A 22,610-nucleotide genomic window follows, 5' to 3' on the forward strand; every position below is an offset into this window, starting at 1 on the left:
GCCAGGCTCCCGGTGAGAGCAACTCTCACGGGTTGATCAAAACCGGTCGGCAGGTCGCCCCTCCTGTCGATCGGGTTTTTTTACGGTACTGATTGTTCAAATTCAGAGTATTTCGTTCATGTTCCCGATGACTCCCATCGCGGCTGCGCTCGCACTTTCTATTTGCGCAAACGCACTGGCCGCACCAACTAACAATGGTACGACACCTCGAAGTTTGCTGGCCCAGGCCAAAGGGTTGCCCGCAGACTTTGAAGAGCATTTCTTCGATGTGCCATTAGCTGTTCGGGTGGAACTTGATCAACAACTTCTCGGTGAGGCGATGATCGTGTTATCCCGCGATGATCGAATCACACTGCTCGAATTTACGGATGTTGGTGACAGCAACATGACGGCCAGCGAACGTGAGATCTGGGCCACTTATTTAAAGAAAGGCGTGGCCCTTGGCGCCTGCGAAGGCAGTTGCCCGGAGCAGATGCTGGCTATTCATTACAACCTGCAGAATTCCCTGGTGTCGATTGCCACCGAAAACGCCGAACGCAATACCGAGACCAAGCGCTATTACGACCTGCCCGAGGGCGGCAGCACCGGCTTGATCGTGCGCAATCAGTTGAACCTCAATGGTGGCCAGGAACAGGATCTCGGTGGCCGGTATGGCCTGGAAGCCAGCGGTAGTCTGGGCAACTGGAGCCAGAGCTTGAACATGCAATTGGCTCGTTTAGGCGGCCCGGACGACAAGCTCTACCACGCAGTGCATGAGCTCTATACCCAGCGTGAACTTGAAGGCAGTTTCATGCGCCTGGGTTATTTCACTCCCAACTCCGAAGGCCTGAGCCGTCAGCCGCGTTCGTTCGGTGCCAGCCCCGATACGGCGGTGGGCCTGATGTATGGCAGCTCCGACAGCCTGGCCATCAACAGCCCGAAACCCAGCGTGTACCCGATCTATGTCACTGCCAACCGCCAGGCTTCGGTGGAGATTTATCGCAACGGCTTGTTGATCAATACCCAACCGGTCGATGCCGGCTTGCAAACCCTGGATACCCGCCCCTTGCCGGGCGGGATCTATGAAGTGGAAGTACGTCTGATCGAAGACGGTCAGATCACGTCCACCACCCAGGAACTGGTGTACAAGCCGACCAACTGGCGCAACCAGGACAGTCGCTGGCGCTACAACCTGTTCGCGGGACAGGAGAGCAAGTTGCTCAGCAATTATGACGAGCAGGCCTACGGCGACATGACCGCCGGTGCAGCCGTCAACTTCCTGCTGCACCCTCGGGTCATTCTCGGCGTCTCGGGTCGTCAGGTACGGGACAAGCTGCAATACGGCACATCGGTCGACTGGACCGTGGCCAACAACACCAGCCTGTTCGCCAACGTCTATGAAACCGAAGACCACGGCACCGGCATGGATCTGCAAGCGATGTACAACTATGGCGCCGGCAGTGTGTTTGCCACCCATAGCCGTAGTTGGCTGGACACTACCAATACCTACGAAACCCTGCCCGACGGCACGCGGGTAAGACAACGCAACGTGTTCATCGGCCAGACCAGTACGTCGTCGTTGTCGGTGAACCATCGAATCAGTAGCAGGAGCTCGATCAATGGGCGGATTTCTCATAGCGATGGCAATACCGAAGGGGTTGGCGTTGACCTCGGGTGGACCCAGCGCGGCAATCTGTTCGGCAGTGATGCCAACTGGCGGTTTTCGGTGTTCGATCGTCCCGGCAGTTTCAGCAGCGGCGACCAGCGCAATCGCGGCGTCGACCTGAGTGTCAGTGTCGCGCTTGGCGGGCCGGGTGAGCAGTGGTCCGGCAGTGTCGGTACGCGCACCTCCCGCGATGGTGGCCGCGACAACAACGCCTCGCTCACTTATCGCAAGGACTTGCAGGACCATGTGCTGCAAAACGTATCGGCTACGACCATTGCCGATACTTACGGCGTTGGGCTCTCCGGCACGGCGAATTTCCGCAATGACGTCCTCAATGGCGATGTCTTCGTTCAGCGTTCCTCCTTCAATGACAACCTCACCGGTGGCTTGAACCTGGATAGCACCGTGGCCGTGGGCGGCCAGCAGATTGTCATGACCAGTCAGCATCAAGGCTCCGGTGCCGGGATGATTGTCGATGTCGAGTCCGATATCGATGACATCGCCCTGCGCGCCGACGATTTGAGCGGCGGCAGCGCCAGTCTGCGACGGGGTCGAAACTTCATCCCGATCACCGCCTACAAGAACAGTTCGGTGAGTTTCGATTTCGAAGGCAACCATCCGCCGGCCGCCAGTATCCAGCCGCCACGCACTCGCTATCACCTGAACAAGGGGGGCGTGGACTACCGCAAGATCACCGTCAGCAAAACCCTGACCGTTCTCGGTCGCCTGGTCGACTCACAAGGCAAGCCGCTCAAGGGCCATCACGTCATCAACCACGCCAGCCGTGGGGTGAGTGAGGTCGACGGGTTCTTCTCAATGGAAATGAATGCGGGTTCACCGACGCTGGAAGTGCGCCAGGGCAATCAGTTGTTGTGCCAGTTCCGACTCGATACGGCCAATGCGCGTAGTGAAAACAATGTGCTGATGATTGGGGATTTGCGTTGTACGCCAGATACGTTGGCTGATTTGGCGAGCAAGCCCGGGGCTGCGGGCTGAATGCACATATATGGAACGTATTTGAAATGATGAAAAAAGTAGCTGTGGCATCGGTGCTGTTGTTTTCTGGGGGGGCGGTGACACCTGTGGATGCTGAAGTGGTACTAATTACCGCTGAGTTCAAACCGGACACATCGAAACCCTATATCAATGAGTTCAAGAATACGACACCTAACAGTGGGTATTGCACTACAAATCCACCGGTTATTTGTGAAACCTGGACACCTCGTTTGTTCAGTATTGAAACCGGCATCCAGGTAAATTCCATCAGGTCAATTAGCGCGAACCATTCCAATGCTCGTCACGGTGCTTTATTCAGTGCACCGGCAACGTGGAAAGACGTGTCGGTTAAAGATTCAAGAGGGAATGAGCATCTTGTCAATATCCGAATTTCTGCTGTCGGTGGTCGTTATCGGTTGAGCAATAGAGTGCAGGATTTGATTGGAGAAGAACTAGATAATTCTCGGGCTCACAATAAATTGTGGGGCAGTGACTGGGGGATCTCTCCTCGTCCATGTAAAGATTCGCCCGCCGGAGGGTCTGGTGGTGACTACAGCAGGGAGTACGATTTTTTTTGGTTAACGCCAGTTGTCGGTGCATGTGCTTATCAAGCGAAGTTCGATATTCCCGGTTTGACCTATCAGAATCTTAATTTTGCATATGAGATGAAAACACCAAATCCTTTGAAAATGTCGCCGGGAACGTATACGGGTTCTACTGTCTACACTGTCGGTCCGGGTATGGATTTCGATATGGGCGACATCATGCAGCCTACCGATAGCACCCTCCAATTGGATTTCTCCCTGACCGTGGAGGACGTCTTTAGCATAGAGATACCTCCTGGTGGTAATAAAATTGAACTGTTACCTCAAGGAGGATGGCAAGCGTGGCTGCAACAGGGGCGCAAGCCCACACGTTTATTTCGCGATCAAACCTTCAATATATGGACCTCTTCTCCATTCAAGATGCAACTAGAGTGCGGTTTCCCCAGCGGGGATACATGTGCCCTTCAAAATGAAAAAGGCGAAACCGTTTCGTTGGGTGTCGGTGTGAGTCTGCCCAATGGACTGTTGGATGTTACAGGCAGTTCAGTGAGTCGACGTCCTCTGCTAAGAAGCGGTAGTGGGACAGAGAGATTCGAACCGACTTTTTATGTCACTCGAAAACCTGGCGTTTTGCATTTTGAAGTCAACAAGGATGAAGTGGAAAAGATGTTGAGATTTCCGGGGCAGACTTACTTGGGCGAGATAGCCGTTATCTGGGACTCCCAAATTTGATAGGTGTGAGTACAGCATCAGTAGACATGTTTGAATTTAATGAATGAGAACTGAAAATATGAAGCTTTTATTGAAGTTGGTTTTGTGCTGTGTGATTTCCAATACCGCTATTGCCGGTCCGAATATCAATGTTGGAGTGGTCTACGACTATCTGGACGGTGATAAAAGTACCTACTTGAAGCGAGTCTTCAATGGTGGCGACAGCACGGCCTTTGTAAAGGTCAATATCCTTGAAATCGTCTATGAGGATGATGGTACTTCCCGGGAAATTCCGCTCGCCACTCAGGCCAATGCGGCTGTCCGTGACGGATTGATGGCCAGCCCTGCCCGGCTGATCGTACCGGCCAACGGTATGCAGGGGACTCGCCTGCTGTATATGGGGGAGCGGGAAAAGGAGCGGTACTTCCGTGTACGTTTCGTGCCGGTAGTTCCCGAAAAGGAAGACGAATTCGCAGTATCGGCCGAAGAACGTGAAGACTACAAAAAAGGCCTGTCAGCCGGGGTTAACGTGTTGGCCGGGTATGGCACGGTGTTTTTTGTTCGACCTAAAGAAACACGCTACGACAGCGTGATCAATAACGGTCCGGGCAAGTATGAAATCCGCAACAACGGTAACAGTGTCGTAGTGGTTGATGAGTTCAAAGACTGCTCTGCAAAAAAAGAAACCGAATGCCAGCCCACCACCAAACATCACATCATGGCGGGTCGAACTTTTCAGTTCGATAAACAGGTCGGTCGTGAATACCGGTTTACGCTGATTGAAGGTTCAGCGACGAAGAAACTGGAAATCAAAGGGTGATAATGGGTTTGTTATTTTTTAAGTTGGTTTCGACGCGCAAGTGACAGGTGGGCAACATGTTTAAACTAATAACAACTGCAGTTCCAATCGTGATGCTGGCACTGACCAGTACCTGTGCATTCGCCATACGAATAAGTGAAACATTCGATGTTGCAGTCACTATTCCCACCGCTGCATTCCATGTAATACCGACGGATCCCGACTGGATTCACCGCGAGCAGCGTTTGAACTGGAATCCCGTCACTTCCGAACTAAGCCCTTTACGCAAACAGTTTGATGTCAAAAACGAAAACGGTTCCATCTCCGCCCGCCTGTATTTTGAACCCTATCTGAGCAACGGTCGGGATACTGATGATATTCCATTGGTTGTCACGTTTAACAATAAGCGACTCACTCTTGATCCGGATGAAGTGATTTCGGAGTTGGATGGTAAGGCGGGTAAAAGGGTTGGGTTGGAAATTGCTGCAATAAAACCGGTAGATGGCTATAAAGCGGGTGACTATTACGGAAGCGTCCACATGATTTTTGAGGCCGTCGCGCCTTGAATCGCAACTCGACCCATTAAACATACTTGCCCGAAAGATAAATTTTGGGCGGTCTGGACTAAAAGAAAAGCAAATGAACAGCTCAGCGCGTTGTAAACCTTGGCTATACCGACTCTTTGGCGCTTTCATACTGCTGGTGTCATCTCCCGGCGCAAACGCTCTTGTGCAGGAGATAACGGCGAAGTTTATCCCGGACCCGGCTAACCCGCTGAAAAACGAGTTCGTCAATACCACGCCGGAAAGTGGAGTCTGCCCGGGACATATACCTCAAAGGTGCAAGGACCTGGGGATTTTCACGATTCGTACCGCTGCCTTCGCCGCGAGCTCCAATAGTCCCATCCTGGCTAACCATGAAGATGTCCGACAGGGGGCCATGTGGAAGGTGCCGTCGCAGTGGCGGGATTTGCAAGTGACGCACGCAGCCACGGGGGAAGTGGAAACGGTGCAAGTTCGTATTGCAGGTATTGGCCATCGGTGGAACCTGAATCGACCTCCGGGTGTCAGTGCCTGGGCCAAACCGGGTATTACCTGGAATAGTCAATGGAGCCAGGCACCGAGTCCTTGCACCGGAGTTAACTACCTTGCGGCAAGTACCAGTTTCGCTCTGTTCTTCTGGATCGTGCCTGAAGGTGCGGGTATCTGCAGCCGACAACCGGGTATGGATATTCCTAGATTCTGGTACGACAACATGGAGTACGCCTACGCGATCAGAACCCCCAACCCCTTGAAGATGTCATCCGGGCAGTACACCGGCAGCATCAACTACACCATGGGGCCTGGTGCCGACTTTGATTTCGGTGATGTCATGATCCCGAATGACAATGTGTTCACGTTCAACTTCACGCTGGATGTGCAGCATGCGCTGAAGGTCGAGGTTCCTCCCGGTGGGCACCGTATAGACCTGGTGCCCCAAGGAGGGTGGCAGGCCTGGCTGAATCAGGGGCGCAAGCCAACGCGGTTGTTTCGTGACCAGACATTCAATATTTCGGCGTCCTCGCGTTTCAAGATGCGGCTTGAGTGCCAATATCTGAGCGGCAATACATGTGCGTTGTGGGAGCCAAAGTCAGGCCATGGTGTGCCACTGAATGTCGGTGTCAGCTTGCCCAACGGCCTGACAGACGCTTTCGGGCAACCGGTCAATCGCCGTCCATTGCTGCGCGACGGCAGTGGCACCGAATTGTTCCAGCCTGGTTTTTACGTCGATCGAAAACCTGGATCGCTGCACTTCGAAATCGACAGAGAGCATGTGGAGCAGATGTTGACCGGGGCTGAAAAGACTTATTCGGGCCATGTCACCGTGGTGTGGGATTCGGAGGTATAGGCGTCATCAACGGCGCACCACGTCAACCGGCAAACACTGCGTATGTGTGCCCGGCTGCAGATAGGGATTGAGAATCGGCGCCATGCCCTTGAGCACCTGCACCGGCAATGCCGAAGTGAAGGTAAAGCTCTCGGCGCTACGCCCCGGCACGAAGGCGGTGAGGGTGCCGAAGTGGGTGTCGCCGATATAGAACACGAAGGTCGCCGTGCGGTTGAGCGATTTCGAACTCAGAATCCGCCCGCCAGAACCGATCGCTTCGATACGGTTGTCCCCGGTGCCGGTCTTGCCACCCATGGCCAACGGGGTGCCATTGTCCGTTTTGAAGGTCCCGGCCACCCGTTTCGCCGTACCGGCATCCACCACTTGTGACAGGGCTTCGCGCATTGCCGTGGCGACTTCGGACGGCATCACCCGCTTGCCGACATCCGGATCGTTGATCAATTTGGTTTCATACGGCGTATTGGCCGCGAAGTGCAGGCTGTCGATGCGCAAGGTCGGCATGCGTACGCCGTCGTTGAGGATGGTGCCGATCAACTCGGCGAGCGCGGCGGGGCGGTCGCCGGAGCTGCCGATGGCGGTGGCCAGTGATGGAACCAGATGGTCGAACGGATAGCCGACTTTTTGCCAGCGCGCGTGAATCTCGAGGAACGCTTCGATTTCCAGCATGGTGCGGATGCGGTTGTCGCGGGCGCCCTTGTGACGGCTCTTGAACAGCCAGCTGTAGACCTCCTGACGCTCGAATTGGCTGGCCTTGACGATGTCCTTGAACGTGGCGTCGGGATGGTTGAGCAAGTAACCCATCATCCACAGGTCCAGTGGGTGCACCTTGGCGATGAAACCCTGGTCCGGCAGGTCGTAGATGCCGGGGCCGTAGGCCTCATAGAGACGTATGAGCCGGTCGTCGGTGAGTTTTTCGGTGAGTTTGGTGCCGGCCAGGTGCGAACGCACGAAGGTATTGAAGCTCTCCTGGCTGGCCCGAGGCAGCAGGTAGCGGTGCACGGCCGCCAGACGAATGGGAGTCGGACGCATGCTGTCGAGGAAGGTTTCGAGTCGCTCCTGGGTGTCCTTGTTGCGGTATTTTTTCCAGAACTTGAGCAGAAACGACGTGCCTTCGCGGTCGGCGAAGGAAGCCAGATACTCCTGGCGCCGTGGGTCGCGGTCGTCCTTGAGCAGCTCGGCGCTGCTGTTGGGGCCGGAGTAGGTGGTGTAGCGCACGATGTCACGCATCAGGCGAATGAACGGCAGGTTGATCGACTCCCGGATGGCATCGCGCAGGGTCGGCAGGCGGCCGTTGTCTTCCTTGCGGAAGTTGTGGAATACGTGAAGACCGCCACCGGTAAAGAACGCTTCGCCGGGGCTGGCCGAGTACTTGCGGTCCAGTGCGGCGCTGAGCATTGGCGGCAGGCTGCGGTCCTTGTTCTGGATCAGGTACTCGATGACCCATTGGGTCAGGCGGTCCAGCTCCGGCACCTCGACCTTCTTCAGCTCCGGGATGCTCATGCCGGCGTATTTATCGTGCAGCTCGGAGATGATTTGCAGGTAGGTCGTGAGCACACGCATTTTCGCCGTGGAGCCCAGTTCCAGTTTGCTGCCTTCGTTGATGTCGAACGGCTGGTCGGTGCTGTCGGTCTGCACCCGCACCCGCGAACCGTCCGGGGTCAGCTCGAACAGGGTGAAGCTGTAACGCACCTGGGTAGTGCTGGTGGGGGTCAGCAAGCGCTCGCCCATCAGGCCGATTTCCTTGGCATATTCGGGGTCTGCGAGCCGTTTCAGGTAAGCGGTGGCCTGGGTCTGCAGATCGCCCTGCAGGGTGCTGGTGGCCGAGAGGTCGAGGCGATCGAGGTCATACAGCGGGCGATTGAGCAAACCGGCCAGCCGGCTGCGCGCCACGCTGATGCCCTTGTTGGTTTCGATCGGCTGGATGGTCGGCTGGGTCGCCCAGTCGCGATAGGTGACCTTGCTGGCGAGCGCCGCATCGGCAAAAGGCTTGTCGATCACGCCGTTCTGCGCCAGCAGGCGAATGTGGCTGTCGGTAAGGTCGGCCAGCTCATCGTGACCTTTGGTCAGGTAATGGGAAGGGCGGCGCTGGGCAATCATCAGCGACAGCATCTCGCGCAGGGCCAGGCCTTTTTCCGCCAGGCTTTGTGGATCTTTCGCGTCGCTGGCCAGGATTTCGTTGGCCCTGTTGAAGTCCGCGCCGTACCACACGCGCAGACCTTCGGCCATGCCATGCACCTCACCATGACCCGGTACCGCTGACAGCGGCACGCTGTTGAGGTAGTCGCGCACCACGTTCTGCCGGGCCTTGAGGGTTTCCGGGCCGTCCTGATAGGCGCGCACGCTGGCGGAAATCATCTGGCGAATTTTCTCCCCACCCGACACCGTCAGGCCGTCAGGCGAATGCCGGTACTTCTCCAGTTGCGTCGCCAGGGTACTGCCACCCGCCGATTGACCGGGCAGATGCAGCATTTTCGCGATCTGGGTGTAGGCCGCCATGCCGAACCGTGGCCAGTCCACCGCCGGGTTGGCCTGGGGCTGGCGCGGGTCAAGCAGGAAACGGTTCTCGATGAACAGCAGGCTGCTGACCACCACTGGCGGGATTGATTCGAAGCTGGAGTAGAGCTGTTGCGGGTAGTTGTACTGGTACAGCGGCGCCGCCTTGCAATCGGTAATCGACAAACCGGCCTGGATTTTTTCCGAATAGGGTACGAAAAGGCCCTTGTCCGTGTATTTCAACAGCTCCGGGGAAAAGCGGGTCTGGGCGGAAATCACGTAATCGCGCTTGATCAGCCGCGGCAGGAACTCGCCCAGGGAGCTGTAGCCCAGGCGCAGGTCGAACGGCCCGGCCCCCGGATAATGCACTGCATCGCTGGGCCCGGGTTTGAGCTCATAACTCAAGGTCTTGGCGAACTTGCTCAGCTCCCGTGCCTGAAACCTGGAGGTGCGCATCTCCTTTTGCGCCGCCAGCCCCACGACAATCGCAATGATCAACAACAGCAGCCAGAAAGCCTTCCAGCCGTGCCGGGAGCGGGGGCGAGGGGTTTTTTCAGGGGGCGGCGCTTGCTCATCCACTTCTTCAGTCGGGACCACGGTTTTACTCGAATCGGTTTGCCATAAAGCGCCCATAGTCGACTGATCCATTCACGCATATTGATCTGACTTGACTGAAGCTTAGACGGTGGATGGCGATGGTGAAAAAATTGTGAACCTCCAAATATCGTGGATCCATTCCGATGGACTTGTGTGGCAAGGGCATTTATCTGTGGTGAGGGGATAAATCCCCTCACCACAAGCCCCTGCACCCAAGGTTTAATCAGGCCGTGGCCAGACGGGCAGGTTGATTCAACCGCTTGTTGAACTCCAGCCAGGCCCCCATCAACGCCATCAAACCCGCACCCACCAGTGCGGTAAAGATCTGCATGGCGAACGCGTCGTCGGTCATGGCATTGATCATGTCCGCCAAGGGCGCCAGCAAGACGCCCAGACAGAAGATTTCCAGGGAAAAGCGCCCCATGCGGCAGCTTTGCCGGGCCAGCCAGTTTTGCGTCCAGCCGGTATCGGGCAGCAGTTTCGCCGTGACGTAGGCCAGCGCCAGGAAGTGCAGCAGACGTACCGGCGAGAGATTGGTCTTGCTGATCGGGTACAGCAGGTTGCTCAGGCTGGCGGGCATCAGCGCGTCGTGGATGTGTGGCCAGCGCCATGCCAGGGTGATCAGCCCGGCTGCGACCACATACACAGCTGCGGTCACGAACAGCGGCTGGCGCAGCAGCGGCCGGGTATCAGGCAGCCGTGGGCGCTGTGAATGGATGGCGGCGGCGCCGCCCAGGACGAACAGCAACTGCCAGGCGACGGGATTGAAGTACCACACGCCGTCCTTGATCGCGGCCAGGTTCCAGCCGGCCAGCGGCACCATCAGGTACAGCGCCAGTGACAGCCCGACCACCACCCAGGTCTTGCGCACCAGCAACGGCAAGGCCAGCGGCAAGCCCGCCAGCAGCACGATGTACAGCGGCAGCGGGTCCATCAGGTTGGGCTTGAAGCGCAGCAGCAGTTCATCGATCAGGGCCTGTTGAGGGTCGCTGATGAAGTGGTGCATGCCCATTTCTTCCACCAGGTCCCGGGTTTCCACGTGACTGTTGGCGAAGAACACGATGCCCATCAGCATCGCCAGCAAGAAGATGTGCACCACGTACAGCACCCAGGCGCGGCGCAGGATTTTCAGGCAGGCGATCAGGAAACCTTCCCGGGCCAGCACCTTGCCGTAGGCCAGTACCGCGGCAAAACCGGCGAGGAACACGAAAACTTCGGCGGCGTCGCTGAAGCCGAAGTTGCGCAGGGTGATCTGGCCCAAGGGGTTGTGAGGCACGTGATCCCAGAAGATGAAGATCAGTGCCAGGCCGCGAAAGAAATCGATCCGGTGATCGCGCGCTGAGGTCATGACGGCAAGCTCGTAAACGGGTGTTGAACAAAGGAGTAGCCGAAGGCGCGAAAGGTTGCGCGCCGCACATCGGCGGCGCGCAGGGTGGCCCGATTTGCCGTTAATTGCAAAGTCGGGGTATTACGGAATGTTGATAAGGCGTTTAACCGCTAGTCTGAAAGGTGGCGCCACCTGCGATTTCTGACAGTAGACGGGCTCAAAGACTTGGAGGAGCGTGTGCTCAATCCGAGGCGTGAATATGAGACGGTTGTGGAAAGGCTTTTCCAGTTACACGGTGATCGGTGTCGCCAACACGCTTATTCACTGGCAGATCTTTTTTCTGCTGAGTGTGGCGGCGGGGTTGCGCCAGGCGGTCAGCAATCTGGTGGCGTTCTGCGTGGCGGCTTCGTTTTCGTTCTACATGAATGGGCTCTACACCTTTGACGGCAAGCTCTCGGTCGGCGGTTATCTGCTGTTCATGGCGGCGATGGGGGCGCTGAGTTTCGGCGTTGGCCATGTGGGTGACCAGTTGCGCCTGCATGGCTTGCTGACCGTGGCGTTGTTTTCCGCATTGAGCCTGGTGTTGGGTTTCCTGTTTTCCAAATACGTGGTGTTTCGCGAGCGTGATGAAGCATGAGAGTTTCGCTGATCGTTCCGGTGTACAACGAAGAGCAGGCGATCGACCTGTTCTATCGCGCGGTCCGCCAGGAGTTGCAACTGGGCGATGCCGAAGTGGAAATCGTGTTCATCAACGATGGCAGTACCGACGGCACCGCCGAACGGGCTGCTGCGCTGGCACAAGCGGACGATCAGGTCCTGCTGATCAATTTCTCCCGCAACTTCGGCAAGGAGCCCGCGCTGTTTGCCGGTCTGGAATATGCCACCGGTGATGCCGTGATCCCGATGGACGTCGACCTGCAAGACCCCATCTGTGTCATCCCGAAACTGGTCGAACAATGGCAGAAAGGCGCGGATGTGGTGTTGGCCAAACGCAAGGACCGCCACACCGACAGCTATCTCAAACGCCACAGTGCCTCGTTGTTCTACCACCTGCTCAATCGCATTTCCTACACCCGCATCGAAGAAAACGTCGGCGACTTTCGCCTTATGGATCGCAAGGTGGTCGACGTCATTCGCACCTTGCCCGAGCATCAACTGTTCATGAAAGGCGTGCTGTCCTGGGCCGGGTTCAACACCGTGGTGGTGGAGTACGAGCGGGCCCGGCGCGTGGCGGGGAGCAGCAAATTCAATGGCTGGAAACTCTGGAACCTGGCGCTGGAAGGGGTAACGTCGTTCAGCACCGTGCCATTGCGGCTGTGGACGTACGTCGGCGGTTGCGTGTCCATCTTCGCGGTGCTGTACGCGGTGTACATGGTGTTGGACAAGATTTTCAACGGTAACAGCGTCCCCGGTTACCCCTCCCTGATGACGGCCATTCTGTTCCTGGGCGGCGTGCAGCTGATCGGCATTGGCATCCTCGGAGAGTACATCGGGCGAATTTACATCGAGGCCAAGCATCGGCCTCGCTATGTCATCAAGGACATCGTCAAAACCACGGGCAAGACGACCGAAAAGCCCTTCCTGACGAAGAGCCTTTGAACACACATGGCTCGGGTTTTTGATGGGAACCTGTGTCAGCCATGGCTCTATCGTGCGGGGCTGATCCTGCTGGTGATCCTGGCGCTGATCGTCCGTTTTCATGGGATTTCAGTGCCCGTCATCTGGTATGACGAAGCCTTCAGCGTGCTGCTGAGCGAGCGCTCGCCAGGGTTGATCTGGGCCACCACGGCCCGTGACGTTCACCCGCCGCTGTATTACCTGATCCTCCATTACTGGACACTCCTGTCCGGAAATACTGCGCTGGCCTTGCGCAGCCTGAGTGCCGTGGCGGATGTCGGCACGCTGGTGCTTTGTCTCAAGCTGATGAGCCTGTTGGCAACGCGCAGAGCGACCTGTTTTGCCGGGCTGATGCTGGTGTTGTTGCCGCTGTCGGTTCGCTACAGCCAGGAAGTGCGCATGTACACCTTGCTCGGCTTCTGGCTGATGGCGGCCACGGTCGCTCTGGTGTGCTGGAGTCGGCGGCCGCAATCGAAGCGTTACGCAGTGCTCTATGTGTTGCTGATGGCGTGCGCTTTTTATACCCATTACTTCGCCGCGCTCTGTGTGTTGGTGCATTGGTTTTACTGGTCGGGAATCGGAGCTGGCGGGTCTGTGGCCTTGCCCTTTCGGCGTTGGTTTTTGGCCAATGTCGCGATTGTGGCGTTGTATCTGCCCTGGTTGCCCTGGCTCATTGATCAGCTCGGTCGAATGAATGGACTTGAATGGGTGGCGCCGACCACTTGGGAGATGTTCCCGGAGCTGGTTTCGCGCTGCGTCATGATGGTGTCGGCCACCGGTGGAGGGTTGTGGTGGGCGCTGCTGATCTCGGCGTCGATGCTCGCCTGCTGTTGGCTGGCGTTGAGGCAGGGGCGTGCGGATCGTCGCTCGACGCTGCTGTTGGTGGCTTATTTCTTCGTGCCGGCGATCACTGTTTTTCTGGTCTCCCTGATCGTTCCGGTATTCGTGACGCGGTACCTGGTGTTTGCCGCAGTCGGTTTGCCTCTGATAGCGGCGTTGGCACTGGATGGCCTGGCGAGTCGGAGGCCGCGGGTGGCGTACTTCTGTCTGAGTCTGTTGATCGCCGCCCAGGCCTATGGCGTGCTCAGGGTGTATGCACAGGATGACGGATTGAATGGCACGGATGTTCGCAAGTTGGCCAGGCTGGATACGGTGGCGGAGGGCATCAACCGACTGGCCCAGGCGGGCGATGAGATAGTGGTCGACGGTTTGTATTGGTATCTGCCCTTCAGTTACTACAACACCACGGGTATCCAGCCACGGCTTTACATCTCCCGTGCGCCAGACGGGAAGCCGCGTGGGCCTTATGACTATGGTGGCTGGCGGCTCATTCCCCAGCGCCTGGACTGGATTTTTTTCAGCGATGTCTCTGCGTTGAAGGCCGTCGCGAGAAGAGTCTGGTGGATCACAGGCAAGCCCAAGCCTGAGGACGTGGTGATATTTCCCAAGGACTGGAAAGAGACGCAGACAGTCAAAGGCAATGAGGTCCAGGCGCGACTGTTCATTCTTGAAGGCGGGCGCTGAGGTCAGCAGACCTTCAGCGCCGCAGTGTCACTGTCAGGCCGCCGCTATTTCATTGGGCTCGAAACTGTCCGCCCGCGCCATCTGCCACATCCGCGAATAGAACTCGCCGTTCACTTCCCCAGTCAGCAACTCACCGGGCTTGAGGAACACATGCAGCTGCGAGAACAGCTTGATCTCAGTCGCCGACATGCGCCGCACCAGGTGCTTGGCCGACAGCTGTGACGGGTGTTCGAGGCCGGCGGCGGCGAGCATTTCGGCCAGGCCCTTGAGGGTGTTGCGGTGGAAGTTGAAGACCCTCTGGGCCTTGTCCGGCACCACCAGCGCGCGCTGGCGCAAGGTGTCCTGGGTGGCGACGCCGGTCGGGCATTTGTTGGTATGGCAGCTTTGCGACTGGATGCAGCCGATGGCGAACATGAAGCCCCGCGCCGAATTCGCCCAATCGGCGCCAATGGCCAGGACGCTGGCGATGTCGAATGCGCTGACGATCTTGCCGCTGGCGCCGAGTTTGATTTTGTCCCGCAGGTTCAGCCCCACCAGGGTGTTGTGCACGAACAGCAGGCCTTCGCGCATCGGCACGCCGATGTGGTCGGTGAACTCCAGTGGTGCGGCGCCGGTGCCGCCTTCCTTGCCGTCGATCACGATGAAGTCGGGGAGGATGCCGGTTTCCAGCATGGCCTTGGCGATGCCCATGAACTCCCACGGATGACCCAGGCAGAACTTGAAACCCACCGGTTTGCCGCCGGACAGTTCACGCAGTTGCTTGATGAAATGCATCATCTCGATCGGTGTGGAAAACGCGCTGTGGCGCGAGGGCGAGATGCAGTCTTCGCCCATCGGAACGCCACGGGTCTCGGCAATCTCCTGGGTGACCTTGTGCTTGGGCAGAATCCCGCCGTGACCGGGTTTGGCGCCCTGGCTCAATTTGATTTCGATCATCCGCACTTGCGGGGTTAGCGCCTGGGCGGCGAAGCGTTCCGGGTCGAAGCGGCCGTCGGCGGTGCGGCAGCCGAAATAGCCGCTGCCCAGTTCCCAGGTCAGGTCGCCGCCGTTTTCCCGGTGGTAAGGGCTGATGCTGCCTTCGCCGGTGTCGTGGGCGAAGTTGCCGAGCTTGGCACCCTGGTTCAAGGCGCGGATGGCGTTGGCGCTGAGCGAGCCGAAGCTCATGGCCGAGATGTTGAACACCGATGCCGAATACGGCTGGGTGCACTGCGGGCCGCCGACCAGTACGCGGAAGCTGTTGGGGTCGCTCAACGGCGCCGGGCGCATGGAATGGCCGATGAACTCGAAGCCCGACTGATACACATCAATCAGGGTGCCGAAGGGTTTGTCGGCGCTTTCATTCTTCGCCCGGGAGTAGACCAGCGAGCGCTGGGCCCGGGAGAAGGGCAGGGCATCGCTGTCGGATTCGAGCAGGTACTGGCGGATTTCCGGGCGGATGCCTTCGACCAGGTAGCGGATGTTGCCCAGGATCGGGTAGTTGCGCCGCACGGCGTGGGGTTTTTGCAGCAGGTCGCCAATGCCGATCAGGCTCAGCACACCGGTGACGAGGGTGATTGGCCACAGCCAGTCGTGGGACAGGAAGGGCAGGCTGGCGAGGGTGAAAATCACGCAGACGGCAAAGAAGGCGTAGCGGCTCAGGAGTGACAGGCTCATACGGTTTCCTTGGGTTCGGACTCAAAAAATTGGCTGCACACAAAACACTGTAGGAGCGAGCCTGCTCGCGATGGCAATCTCAAATTCAGCATTGATGTTGGCTGAGACTCCGTCATCGCGAGCAGGCTCGCTCCTACAGAAAAGCAATCAGGCATTCTGCGCCTGCAAAAAAATCGAAAACAGCTCCGACTGGGACTTGATCCCCAGCTTGCTGTACATGTGTTTCTTATGGACTTTCACGGTTTCGATGGAAATTTCCAGTTTGCGGGCGATTTCCTTGCTGGAGCAGCCGCTGAGCATCAAGCGCCCGACGTCCAGCTCCCGGGCGGTCAATTGCGCGCCCTTGAGTTGCTGCACCGACGCTTCCAGTTGCACCCGCCAGTCGCCCTGTACCGGGGAGGGCGCCAAGGCCACTACTTCGTTGATTTCGTAGGGCAGGCGCTGGCGCAGCAAACCCAGCACCCACGGCGAAATCAACGATAGCAGGGCGATCTGCCCGGCGCTGAAGCGCTGCTTGCTGCCCAGTGACAGGCACAAGGTGCGGTCGCCTTCGAGCTGACAATTAAACTGGATTTCGTCGGCCACGACATTCACACGAAAGTATCGTTGATAGTACTCGGTGAGTTCGAAATGCTCCGGCGCGACCTCCGACAGGCGGTACAGACCGGTGCGCGATTGCTCGCGGCAGGCGATGTAGAAAGGGTCGAGCAGGTAAAGGCCGCGCAGGTAATCCTGGAACAACGGGTCGGGGCCACCGTCTTCCGCGGGGCATTCGGCAAACACTTGCGGGTGCTGGTCGGCGCTGAACAGCAGGGCGACCCAGCTGTCGCAGGGCACGTATTGATCCAGCAGGCGCACCAGCTGCGTCCAGAAATTGGGCCTGTCCAGGGCGTCGATCAGTTGCCCCACCGAGCGGTGCCAGGCGATGTCGTCCAACGAGAGTGTCATGCCTCTACCCCTATCGTGTTACCCCAGCGGCGTGATTCCCCGGCCGCTCGCTTGCTGCGCATACTGGCGCACAGACAGCGACCGGGCAATCTTTCCGGCGCCCAGAACAAGGACTCCCCATGAAAGTCGAACTCGCCCAACTGGCGGGCCGTGACAACGACACGGCTTACAACCTCGAGCGCGCCCTGGCGGCGATCAACGCCTGTTCCGCCGATACGCAACTGATCATGTTTCCGGAAAGCCACTTGATGGGCTTCCCCAGCGCCGAATCCGTGGCCGACGTCGCCGAACCGCTGGACGGCCCGACCGTCGGCGCGATTGTTGCCGCTGCCCGTGAGCGCAACATTGCCGTGGTGATCGGCACGGCCGAGAACGATAACGGCCGTTTTTTCAACACCACGCTGCTGATCACCCCTGAAGGCATTGCGCTCAAATACCGCAAGACCCACCTGTGGGCGTCGGATCGCGGTGTCTATGAGGCCGGCGATCGCTACGCCACCGTCATGTGGAATGGCCTGCGTGTGGGTCTGTTGATTTGCTACGACATCGAATTTCCCGAAACCGCCCGCGCCCTGGCGCAACTGGGTGCTGAGTTGCTGCTGGTGACCAACGGCAACATGGACCCCTACGGCCCGACCCACCGCACCGCGATCATGGCCCGCGCCCAGGAAAACCAGGCGTTTGCGCTGATGGTTAACCGGGTGGAAGCGGGCGACGGCGGGCTGCTGTTCGCCGGCGGCAGTGCACTGGTGGATCCGCTGGGCACGCAGGTGTTCGAAGCGGGGCGCGAGGAAGGCCAGTTTGCAGTGGAGCTGGACCTGAGCCGGTTGACGGCGGCGCGCCAGGATTATCGGTATCTGGATGATCAGCGGCTGAAGTTGCCGGGGGAGATGGTTGAGCATGCCAATGGACTGCGGGAGTTGCTGATCCCTGCTCGCTAACCGATCGTTCCCACGCTCTGCGTGGGAATGCATCAACGGACGCTCTGCGTTCGGCTTTTGATTTGGGACGCGGAGCGTCCCCGGCTGCATTCCCACGCAGAGCGTGGGAACGATCACCCTGCGCCGAACTCGGCTCTGCCATAAATCCAATAACAACCGGAGTAGTCGCCCCATGGCTCGTTTGCAACGCACCCTGTCATTAGGCTCGGTGGTGCTGTTTGGCATCGCCTACATGACGCCGATCATTGTCCTCGGCACCTTTGGCATCCTCGCCCAGTCCACCGCCGGCATGGTCCCGGCCGCGTATCTGGCGGCGCTGGTGGCCATGTTCTTCACCGCCATGAGCTACGGGCGCATGGCCCAGGCCTTCCCGGTTGCGGGTTCCGCCTACAGCTACGTACGCAAGGCCATCAGCCCGAAACTGGGGTTCATCGCCGGTTGGGCGGTGCTGCTCGATTACCTGTTCCTGCCCATGGCCATCTGGCTGATCGGCGCCGCTTACCTCAACTCCGCGTTCCCGGCGGTGCCGCAGTGGATCTGGGTGCTGGCGTTCATCGGCATCACCAGCGCGATCAACATCGTCGGCCTGAAACTGGCCAACGGCGTCAACGCCTTGCTGATGCTGGTGCAATTTTTGGTGCTGGTGGCGTTCGTGGCGCTGTGCGTGCACTACGTCACCGGCGATGCGAGCACGCCGTTGTGGTCGATCAAACCGTTCTTCAATGGCGACATGCAGATGCCGTTGATCATGAGCGGCGCGGCCATCGCCTGCTATTCATTCCTCGGCTTCGACGCGGTCAGCACCCTGACCGAAGAAACCCGTGACCCACGCCGCACGATTCCACGGGCGATCATGCTGATCACCCTGATCGGCGGGCTGATTTTCGTCGGGGTTTCGTACTTCGTGCAGATCGCCCACCCGTCGTTCCAGTTCGACAGCGTGGATTCGGCGGCCTACGAGATTGCCCGCAACATCGGCGGTGACCTGTTCGTCTCGATCTTCCTCATCGGCCTGATCGTCGGCCAGTTCGCCTCGGGCCTGTCGGCGCAGGCCAGTGGTTCGCGTCTGTTGTACGCCATGGGCCGTGACGGCGTTCTGCCGAAGTCGTTTTTCGGCACCTTGCACGAGCGCTTTGGTACGCCGATCAACAGCATCCTGCTGTGCGCCGTGGTGGCGTTGCTGGCGCTGAAACTCGACGTCACCACCTCGACCTCGTTCATCAACTTCGGCGCGTTCCTGGCGTTCAGCCTGGTGAACCTGTCGGTGATCTTTCATTACTGGATCGGCGGCGAGAAGAAAGGCCCGCGCGAGCTGGTGCTGTTCCTGATCTTCCCGTTCATTGGTCTGGCAGCAGACCTGTGGCTGATGGTCAGCCTCGATCACCTGGCGATCTATCTCGGCCTGAGCTGGCTGGCGATTGGCGTGGTGTACCTGGCGGTGTTGACCAGCGGCTTCCGTCGTCAGCCACCGGAGATGGATTTCCAGGAAGCGACATAAGCGAGCGGTTTCTCTACTGCTTATGATTGCATTACGCAAAAAGGCGAACACCTTGAAGGGTGTTCGTCTTTTTAGTTTCAAGCGTTGATAGCCTCGTTTTTCAGTTGCTTTTTGTCTTCATGCTTTTGCTTGTCGCGAGGAAGGGCGTTGATGCAGTAGTTCACATGGAAGAACGTGACCAACACAGAAAAAAGGCGATTAATTCGGGGTTTAAAACCGTGTTCAATCGACGCGTATGTCCTGAGGGCCTTCCTTACGCGGAAGCACCAAATGACAGTGATCGACCAAACCGTGATAGCCCAAACGAGTCCTAATCCTGATGCAACGGGGTTGAAAATTTGCACCAGCAAGGACCCCATGCCCATGAAAACCAGATATCCAATTAGAAAAGTCGTACTCATCACCTTGATGTGTGTGACTTCTTCAATTGCCATAGAAACTTTGTACAACCAGATATACGAATAGAGGCCCACCGTTATCAGCGACAGGAGAATGAAATGAAATGTCTTGGTGTTGATTTTTTCTTTCAGCGTTGAGATGTCCGACATGCAGGCGTTCCATTGGTAGCGGGATTGGCGAAGTACCGGTGAAAATCGGTGCAAATACGCTACCAAACACCTGCGTGGGAAATTTCCGGACCTGTAAGCAGACACTTCCGGTCCTAAGCGGGATTCAATTCTTGGCCGAGCCACAAAGGCGTGGGATTCTGTGCGCCCCCACATGGATCTTTGGTCAGCGATGCTTTTTTCTACAGATGTTTCCCACAACAACTCTGCACTTATCCACATCGCCACCGCCCTGCTGATCGGCCCTGATGGCCGAACCCTGCTGGTACGCAAGCGTGGCACCGAGGCGTTCATGCAGCCGGGGGGCAAGATCGAGGCCCATGAACAGCCGGTCAACGCTCTGGCCCGCGAGCTGGAAGAGGAGCTGGGATTGATCATCGATCCGGCGCACGCCTCTTTCCTTGGTCAGTTCTCGGCGCCCGCCGCCAACGAGCCGGGCTTTGTCGTGAAGGCCGAGATTTTTCTGCTGAATATCGATGCACAGGTCACCCCGGCAGCCGAGATCGAAGAGGTGATCTGGATCGACCCGGCCGGTGATGGCGATCTCGTCCTCGCGCCATTGACACGGGACCTGATCCTGCCGTTTTATCGGGCTTCGCTGACCGCGATCGCCTGATCAATCACGCAAAGGACCCGCCATGATCCCGCTCCAGGATTTGCTGATTTTCGCCGCCACCGCGTTGCTGCTGGTACTGACGCCGGGACCGAACATGATCTATCTGATCTCCCGTTCGATCTGCCAGGGGCGCCGGGCCGGCGTGACGTCGCTACTGGGTGTGGTGGCCGGGTTCTTCGTCCATGTGTTCGCCGCCGCTGCGGGTCTCACGGCAGTGTTCCTGGCCGTGCCGATGGCCTACGAAGTACTGAAGTGGGCCGGTGCGTTGTACCTGTTGTGGCTGGCGTGGCAAGCGGTCAGACCCGGCGCGCGTTCGCCGTTCGAGGCGCAACAGTTGCCGCCGGATTCTTCGCGCAAGCTGATCACCATGGGCTTTCTCACCAGCGCCCTGAACCCCAAGATTGCGGTGTTCTACCTGTCGGTGTTTCCGCAGTTCATCTCGCCTGAACACGGCTCGGTGTTCACCCAGAGCATCGTGCTGGGTCTGACCCAGATCAGCGTCAGCTTTTGCGTCAATCTGCTGATCGCCCTGTTTGCTGCCGGCATCGCTTCATGGTTCGTCAACAACCCGACCTGGCTGGCGATGCAGCGTTACTTCATGGGCTTCGTGCTGTCAGCGCTGGCGCTGCGGCTGATGCTTGAACAGCGCCGGATGGCCTGAGCATGTGGATCGAGCGTCTGGATGCCAGCCACGCCCTCGATTACCGGGCGCTGATGCTCGAAGCCTACGACCGGCATCCGCAGGCCTTCACTTCCAGCGTGCGTGAGCGTGCATCCATGCCGTTGAGTTGGTGGGAGTCGCGCCTGAACGGCAAGCTGGATGTCGTGTTCGGTGGCTTCGTGGAGGGGCGGTTGGCGGGCATCGCCGGGCTCGCTTTCGAGCCCCGGGAAAAGGCCCGGCACAAGGCGACGCTGTTTGGCATGTATGTGGCGGCGGGCGTGCGTCAGTGCGGGATGGGTTATCAACTGGTTCAAACCGTACTGGACGAGGCGTGGCGTCATCAGGAGTTACGGCTGATCAAGCTGACCGTCACTGCCGGCAACGATGCCGCGTTCAACCTGTACAAGCGCTGCGGCTTCATCCAGTTCGGCCTGGAGCCGATGGCGGTGCGGGTGGGCGAGGAGTACTTCGACAAGATCCATATGTGGCGGGAGATCTGAAACCGCCGCAACCCCCTGTAGGAGCGAGCCTGCTCGCGATGACGGAGTGTCAGTCGACATCGATATGTCTGGTAAGCCGCAATCGCGAGCAGGCTCGCTCCTACAGGGGATGTGTTGTTTTATCGAACAGCGCTGACACCATCCAGCGTCGAAAACGACGTGTCCTTCGCCGTCAGCAGAAAATCGCGCATGTACGGCGCATCCAGCATGTCGGCCCGGATCGCCGCATACAGCGTCGCAAACAACCCTTTCTCGCCCAGGCGCTTGGCCTTCACATAACCCCGCGAGCTGTATTCATGCAGCGCCCAATGGGGCATGCCGCACACGCCGCGTCCGCTGGCCACCAACTGCATCATCATCACCGACAGTTCCGAGGTGCGCACCTGGGCCGGTTCGATGTCGGCCGGTTCAAGGAAACGGGTGAAGATGTCCAGCCGATCGCGCTCCACCGGGTAGGTGATCAGCGTCTCGGTGAGCAAGTCTTCGGGGACGATGTAGGCCTTGCTGGCCAATCGGTGCTGGTTGGCCACCGCGAGCATCGCTTCATAGGTAAACAGCGGCACATAGGTAATCCCCACCAGATCCACCGGATCGGACGTCACCACCAGATCCAGATCACCACGAGCCAATGCAGGCAGCGGGGCGAAGGAGAAGCCCGAGGCCAGGTCCAGCTCGACTTCCGGCCAGGCGTCGCGGAACTGGTCGATGGTCGGCATCAGCCACTGGAAGCAGCTGTGGCATTCGATGGCCATGTGCAGGCGCCCGGCGGTGCCACCGGCCAGACGCGCGATGTCACGCTCGGCAGCGCGCAGCAGCGGGAGGGTGGCGTCGGCCAGTTGCAGCAGGCGCAGACCGGCGCTGGTGAAGCGCACCGGCTTGGTCTTGCGCACGAACAACGGCATGCCCATGCGCTCTTCCAGCTCCTTGAACTGGTGGGACAGCGCCGACTGCGTCAGGTGCAGGCGGTCGGCGGCATCCACCAGGCTGTCGGCTTCGCGCAGGGCGTGCAGGGTTTTCAGGTGACGGAGTTCAAGCACCGGAGGGCTCCATGAGGAAAACTTGTGATCAACACGAAAAGGTTGAGTT

Annotated in this window: 19 protein-coding genes; 13 read left to right on the forward strand and 6 right to left on the reverse strand. The window is 58.5% G+C overall.

The window, feature by feature from the left end; all coding sequences use genetic code 11:
- The first annotated feature begins 118 nt into the window (after positions 1 to 118).
- The 5 genes from DKY63_RS24990 (at position 119) to DKY63_RS25010 (ending at position 6,583) form a co-directional block, all read left to right on the forward strand.
- Entirely contained in the window at positions 119 to 2,641 is a 2,523-nt protein-coding gene (locus DKY63_RS24990; RefSeq protein ID WP_110966551.1) for a TcfC E-set like domain-containing protein, read from the forward strand.
- Positions 2,642 to 2,667: 26 nt separating this feature from the next.
- The gene (locus DKY63_RS24995; protein WP_239499326.1) at positions 2,668 to 3,918 is read left to right on the forward strand and encodes a hypothetical protein; all 1,251 of its coding nucleotides are present in this window, start codon (positions 2,668 to 2,670) and stop codon (positions 3,916 to 3,918) included.
- A 58-nt stretch (positions 3,919 to 3,976) separates the two neighbouring features.
- Positions 3,977 to 4,717: a molecular chaperone gene (locus DKY63_RS25000; protein WP_110966552.1), complete on the forward strand. Its 741-nt coding sequence runs from the start codon at positions 3,977 to 3,979 to the stop codon at positions 4,715 to 4,717.
- 56 nt (positions 4,718 to 4,773) lie between these two features.
- Positions 4,774 to 5,262 carry a CS1 type fimbrial major subunit gene (locus tag DKY63_RS25005; protein WP_110966553.1) on the forward strand — a complete coding sequence of 163 codons (489 nt, stop codon included), beginning with the start codon at positions 4,774 to 4,776 and terminating at the stop codon, positions 5,260 to 5,262.
- A gap of 73 nt (positions 5,263 to 5,335) precedes the next feature.
- Positions 5,336 to 6,583: a hypothetical protein gene (locus DKY63_RS25010; protein ID WP_110966554.1), complete on the forward strand. Its 1,248-nt coding sequence runs from the start codon at positions 5,336 to 5,338 to the stop codon at positions 6,581 to 6,583.
- A gap of 6 nt (positions 6,584 to 6,589) precedes the next feature.
- On the opposite strand, the gene DKY63_RS25015 is transcribed toward DKY63_RS25010, so the two are convergent.
- Entirely contained in the window at positions 6,590 to 9,709 is a 3,120-nt protein-coding gene (locus DKY63_RS25015; protein ID WP_110966555.1) for a transglycosylase domain-containing protein, read from the reverse strand.
- 187 nt (positions 9,710 to 9,896) lie between these two features.
- Entirely contained in the window at positions 9,897 to 11,021 is a 1,125-nt protein-coding gene (locus DKY63_RS25020; RefSeq protein ID WP_110966556.1) for an OpgC family protein, read from the reverse strand.
- A 238-nt stretch (positions 11,022 to 11,259) separates the two neighbouring features.
- On the opposite strand from DKY63_RS25020, the gene DKY63_RS25025 reads away from it, so the two are divergent.
- From DKY63_RS25025 to DKY63_RS25035, 3 genes are read left to right on the forward strand one after another with little or no spacing between them, the layout of a single operon-like run.
- Entirely contained in the window at positions 11,260 to 11,637 is a 378-nt protein-coding gene (locus tag DKY63_RS25025; protein WP_110966557.1) for a GtrA family protein, read from the forward strand.
- A complete protein-coding gene (locus DKY63_RS25030) occupies positions 11,634 to 12,599 on the forward strand; it encodes a glycosyltransferase family 2 protein (protein ID WP_110966558.1) in 966 nt (321 codons plus the stop codon). The genes DKY63_RS25025 and DKY63_RS25030 overlap by 4 nt, the downstream gene beginning before the upstream one ends.
- Before the next feature lie 6 nt (positions 12,600 to 12,605).
- Entirely contained in the window at positions 12,606 to 14,141 is a 1,536-nt protein-coding gene (locus DKY63_RS25035) for a glycosyltransferase family 39 protein (protein ID WP_110966559.1), read from the forward strand.
- A gap of 33 nt (positions 14,142 to 14,174) precedes the next feature.
- Here the strand turns inward: DKY63_RS25035 and DKY63_RS25040 are convergent, their stop codons facing one another.
- Complete coding sequence (locus DKY63_RS25040; RefSeq protein ID WP_110966560.1) at positions 14,175 to 15,794, reverse strand: FMN-binding glutamate synthase family protein; 1,620 nt, start codon at positions 15,792 to 15,794, stop codon at positions 14,175 to 14,177.
- Between the two features lie 147 nt (positions 15,795 to 15,941).
- Positions 15,942 to 16,742, reverse strand: coding sequence for a helix-turn-helix transcriptional regulator (locus DKY63_RS25045; protein WP_110966561.1), 801 nt, complete (start codon positions 16,740 to 16,742; stop codon positions 15,942 to 15,944).
- A gap of 119 nt (positions 16,743 to 16,861) precedes the next feature.
- Between DKY63_RS25045 and DKY63_RS25050 the strand changes: the two genes are divergently transcribed.
- Together DKY63_RS25050 and DKY63_RS25055 are read left to right on the forward strand one after the other, a co-directional pair.
- A complete protein-coding gene (locus tag DKY63_RS25050; protein ID WP_110966562.1) occupies positions 16,862 to 17,683 on the forward strand; it encodes a carbon-nitrogen hydrolase family protein in 822 nt (273 codons plus the stop codon).
- 172 nt (positions 17,684 to 17,855) lie between these two features.
- Complete coding sequence (locus tag DKY63_RS25055; RefSeq protein ID WP_110966563.1) at positions 17,856 to 19,181, forward strand: APC family permease; 1,326 nt, start codon at positions 17,856 to 17,858, stop codon at positions 19,179 to 19,181.
- Positions 19,182 to 19,258: 77 nt separating this feature from the next.
- On the opposite strand, the gene DKY63_RS25060 is transcribed toward DKY63_RS25055, so the two are convergent.
- A complete protein-coding gene (locus DKY63_RS25060; RefSeq protein ID WP_110966564.1) occupies positions 19,259 to 19,729 on the reverse strand; it encodes a DUF4234 domain-containing protein in 471 nt (156 codons plus the stop codon).
- Between the two features lie 190 nt (positions 19,730 to 19,919).
- Here DKY63_RS25060 and DKY63_RS25065 point away from each other — a divergent pair, with 190 nt between their 5' ends.
- The 3 genes from DKY63_RS25065 to DKY63_RS25075 are packed head-to-tail and all read left to right on the forward strand — an operon-like array spanning position 19,920 to position 21,524.
- Positions 19,920 to 20,363, forward strand: a complete 444-nt coding sequence (locus DKY63_RS25065; RefSeq protein WP_110966565.1) for an NUDIX hydrolase — start codon at positions 19,920 to 19,922, stop codon at positions 20,361 to 20,363.
- A 22-nt stretch (positions 20,364 to 20,385) separates the two neighbouring features.
- Positions 20,386 to 21,024 (forward strand): LysE family translocator, encoded by a 639-nt coding sequence (locus DKY63_RS25070; protein WP_110966566.1) that lies wholly within the window; start codon positions 20,386 to 20,388, stop codon positions 21,022 to 21,024.
- A gap of 2 nt (positions 21,025 to 21,026) precedes the next feature.
- Complete coding sequence (locus DKY63_RS25075) at positions 21,027 to 21,524, forward strand: GNAT family N-acetyltransferase (RefSeq protein ID WP_110966567.1); 498 nt, start codon at positions 21,027 to 21,029, stop codon at positions 21,522 to 21,524.
- Positions 21,525 to 21,643: 119 nt separating this feature from the next.
- On the opposite strand, the gene metR is transcribed toward DKY63_RS25075, so the two are convergent.
- Positions 21,644 to 22,561, reverse strand: coding sequence for a transcriptional regulator MetR (gene metR / locus DKY63_RS25080; RefSeq protein ID WP_110966568.1), 918 nt, complete (start codon positions 22,559 to 22,561; stop codon positions 21,644 to 21,646).
- Positions 22,562 to 22,610: the final 49 nt, after the last annotated feature.

It is taken from the genome of Pseudomonas putida (genome assembly GCF_003228315.1).
GTDB lineage: Bacteria > Pseudomonadota > Gammaproteobacteria > Pseudomonadales > Pseudomonadaceae > Aquipseudomonas > Aquipseudomonas putida_S.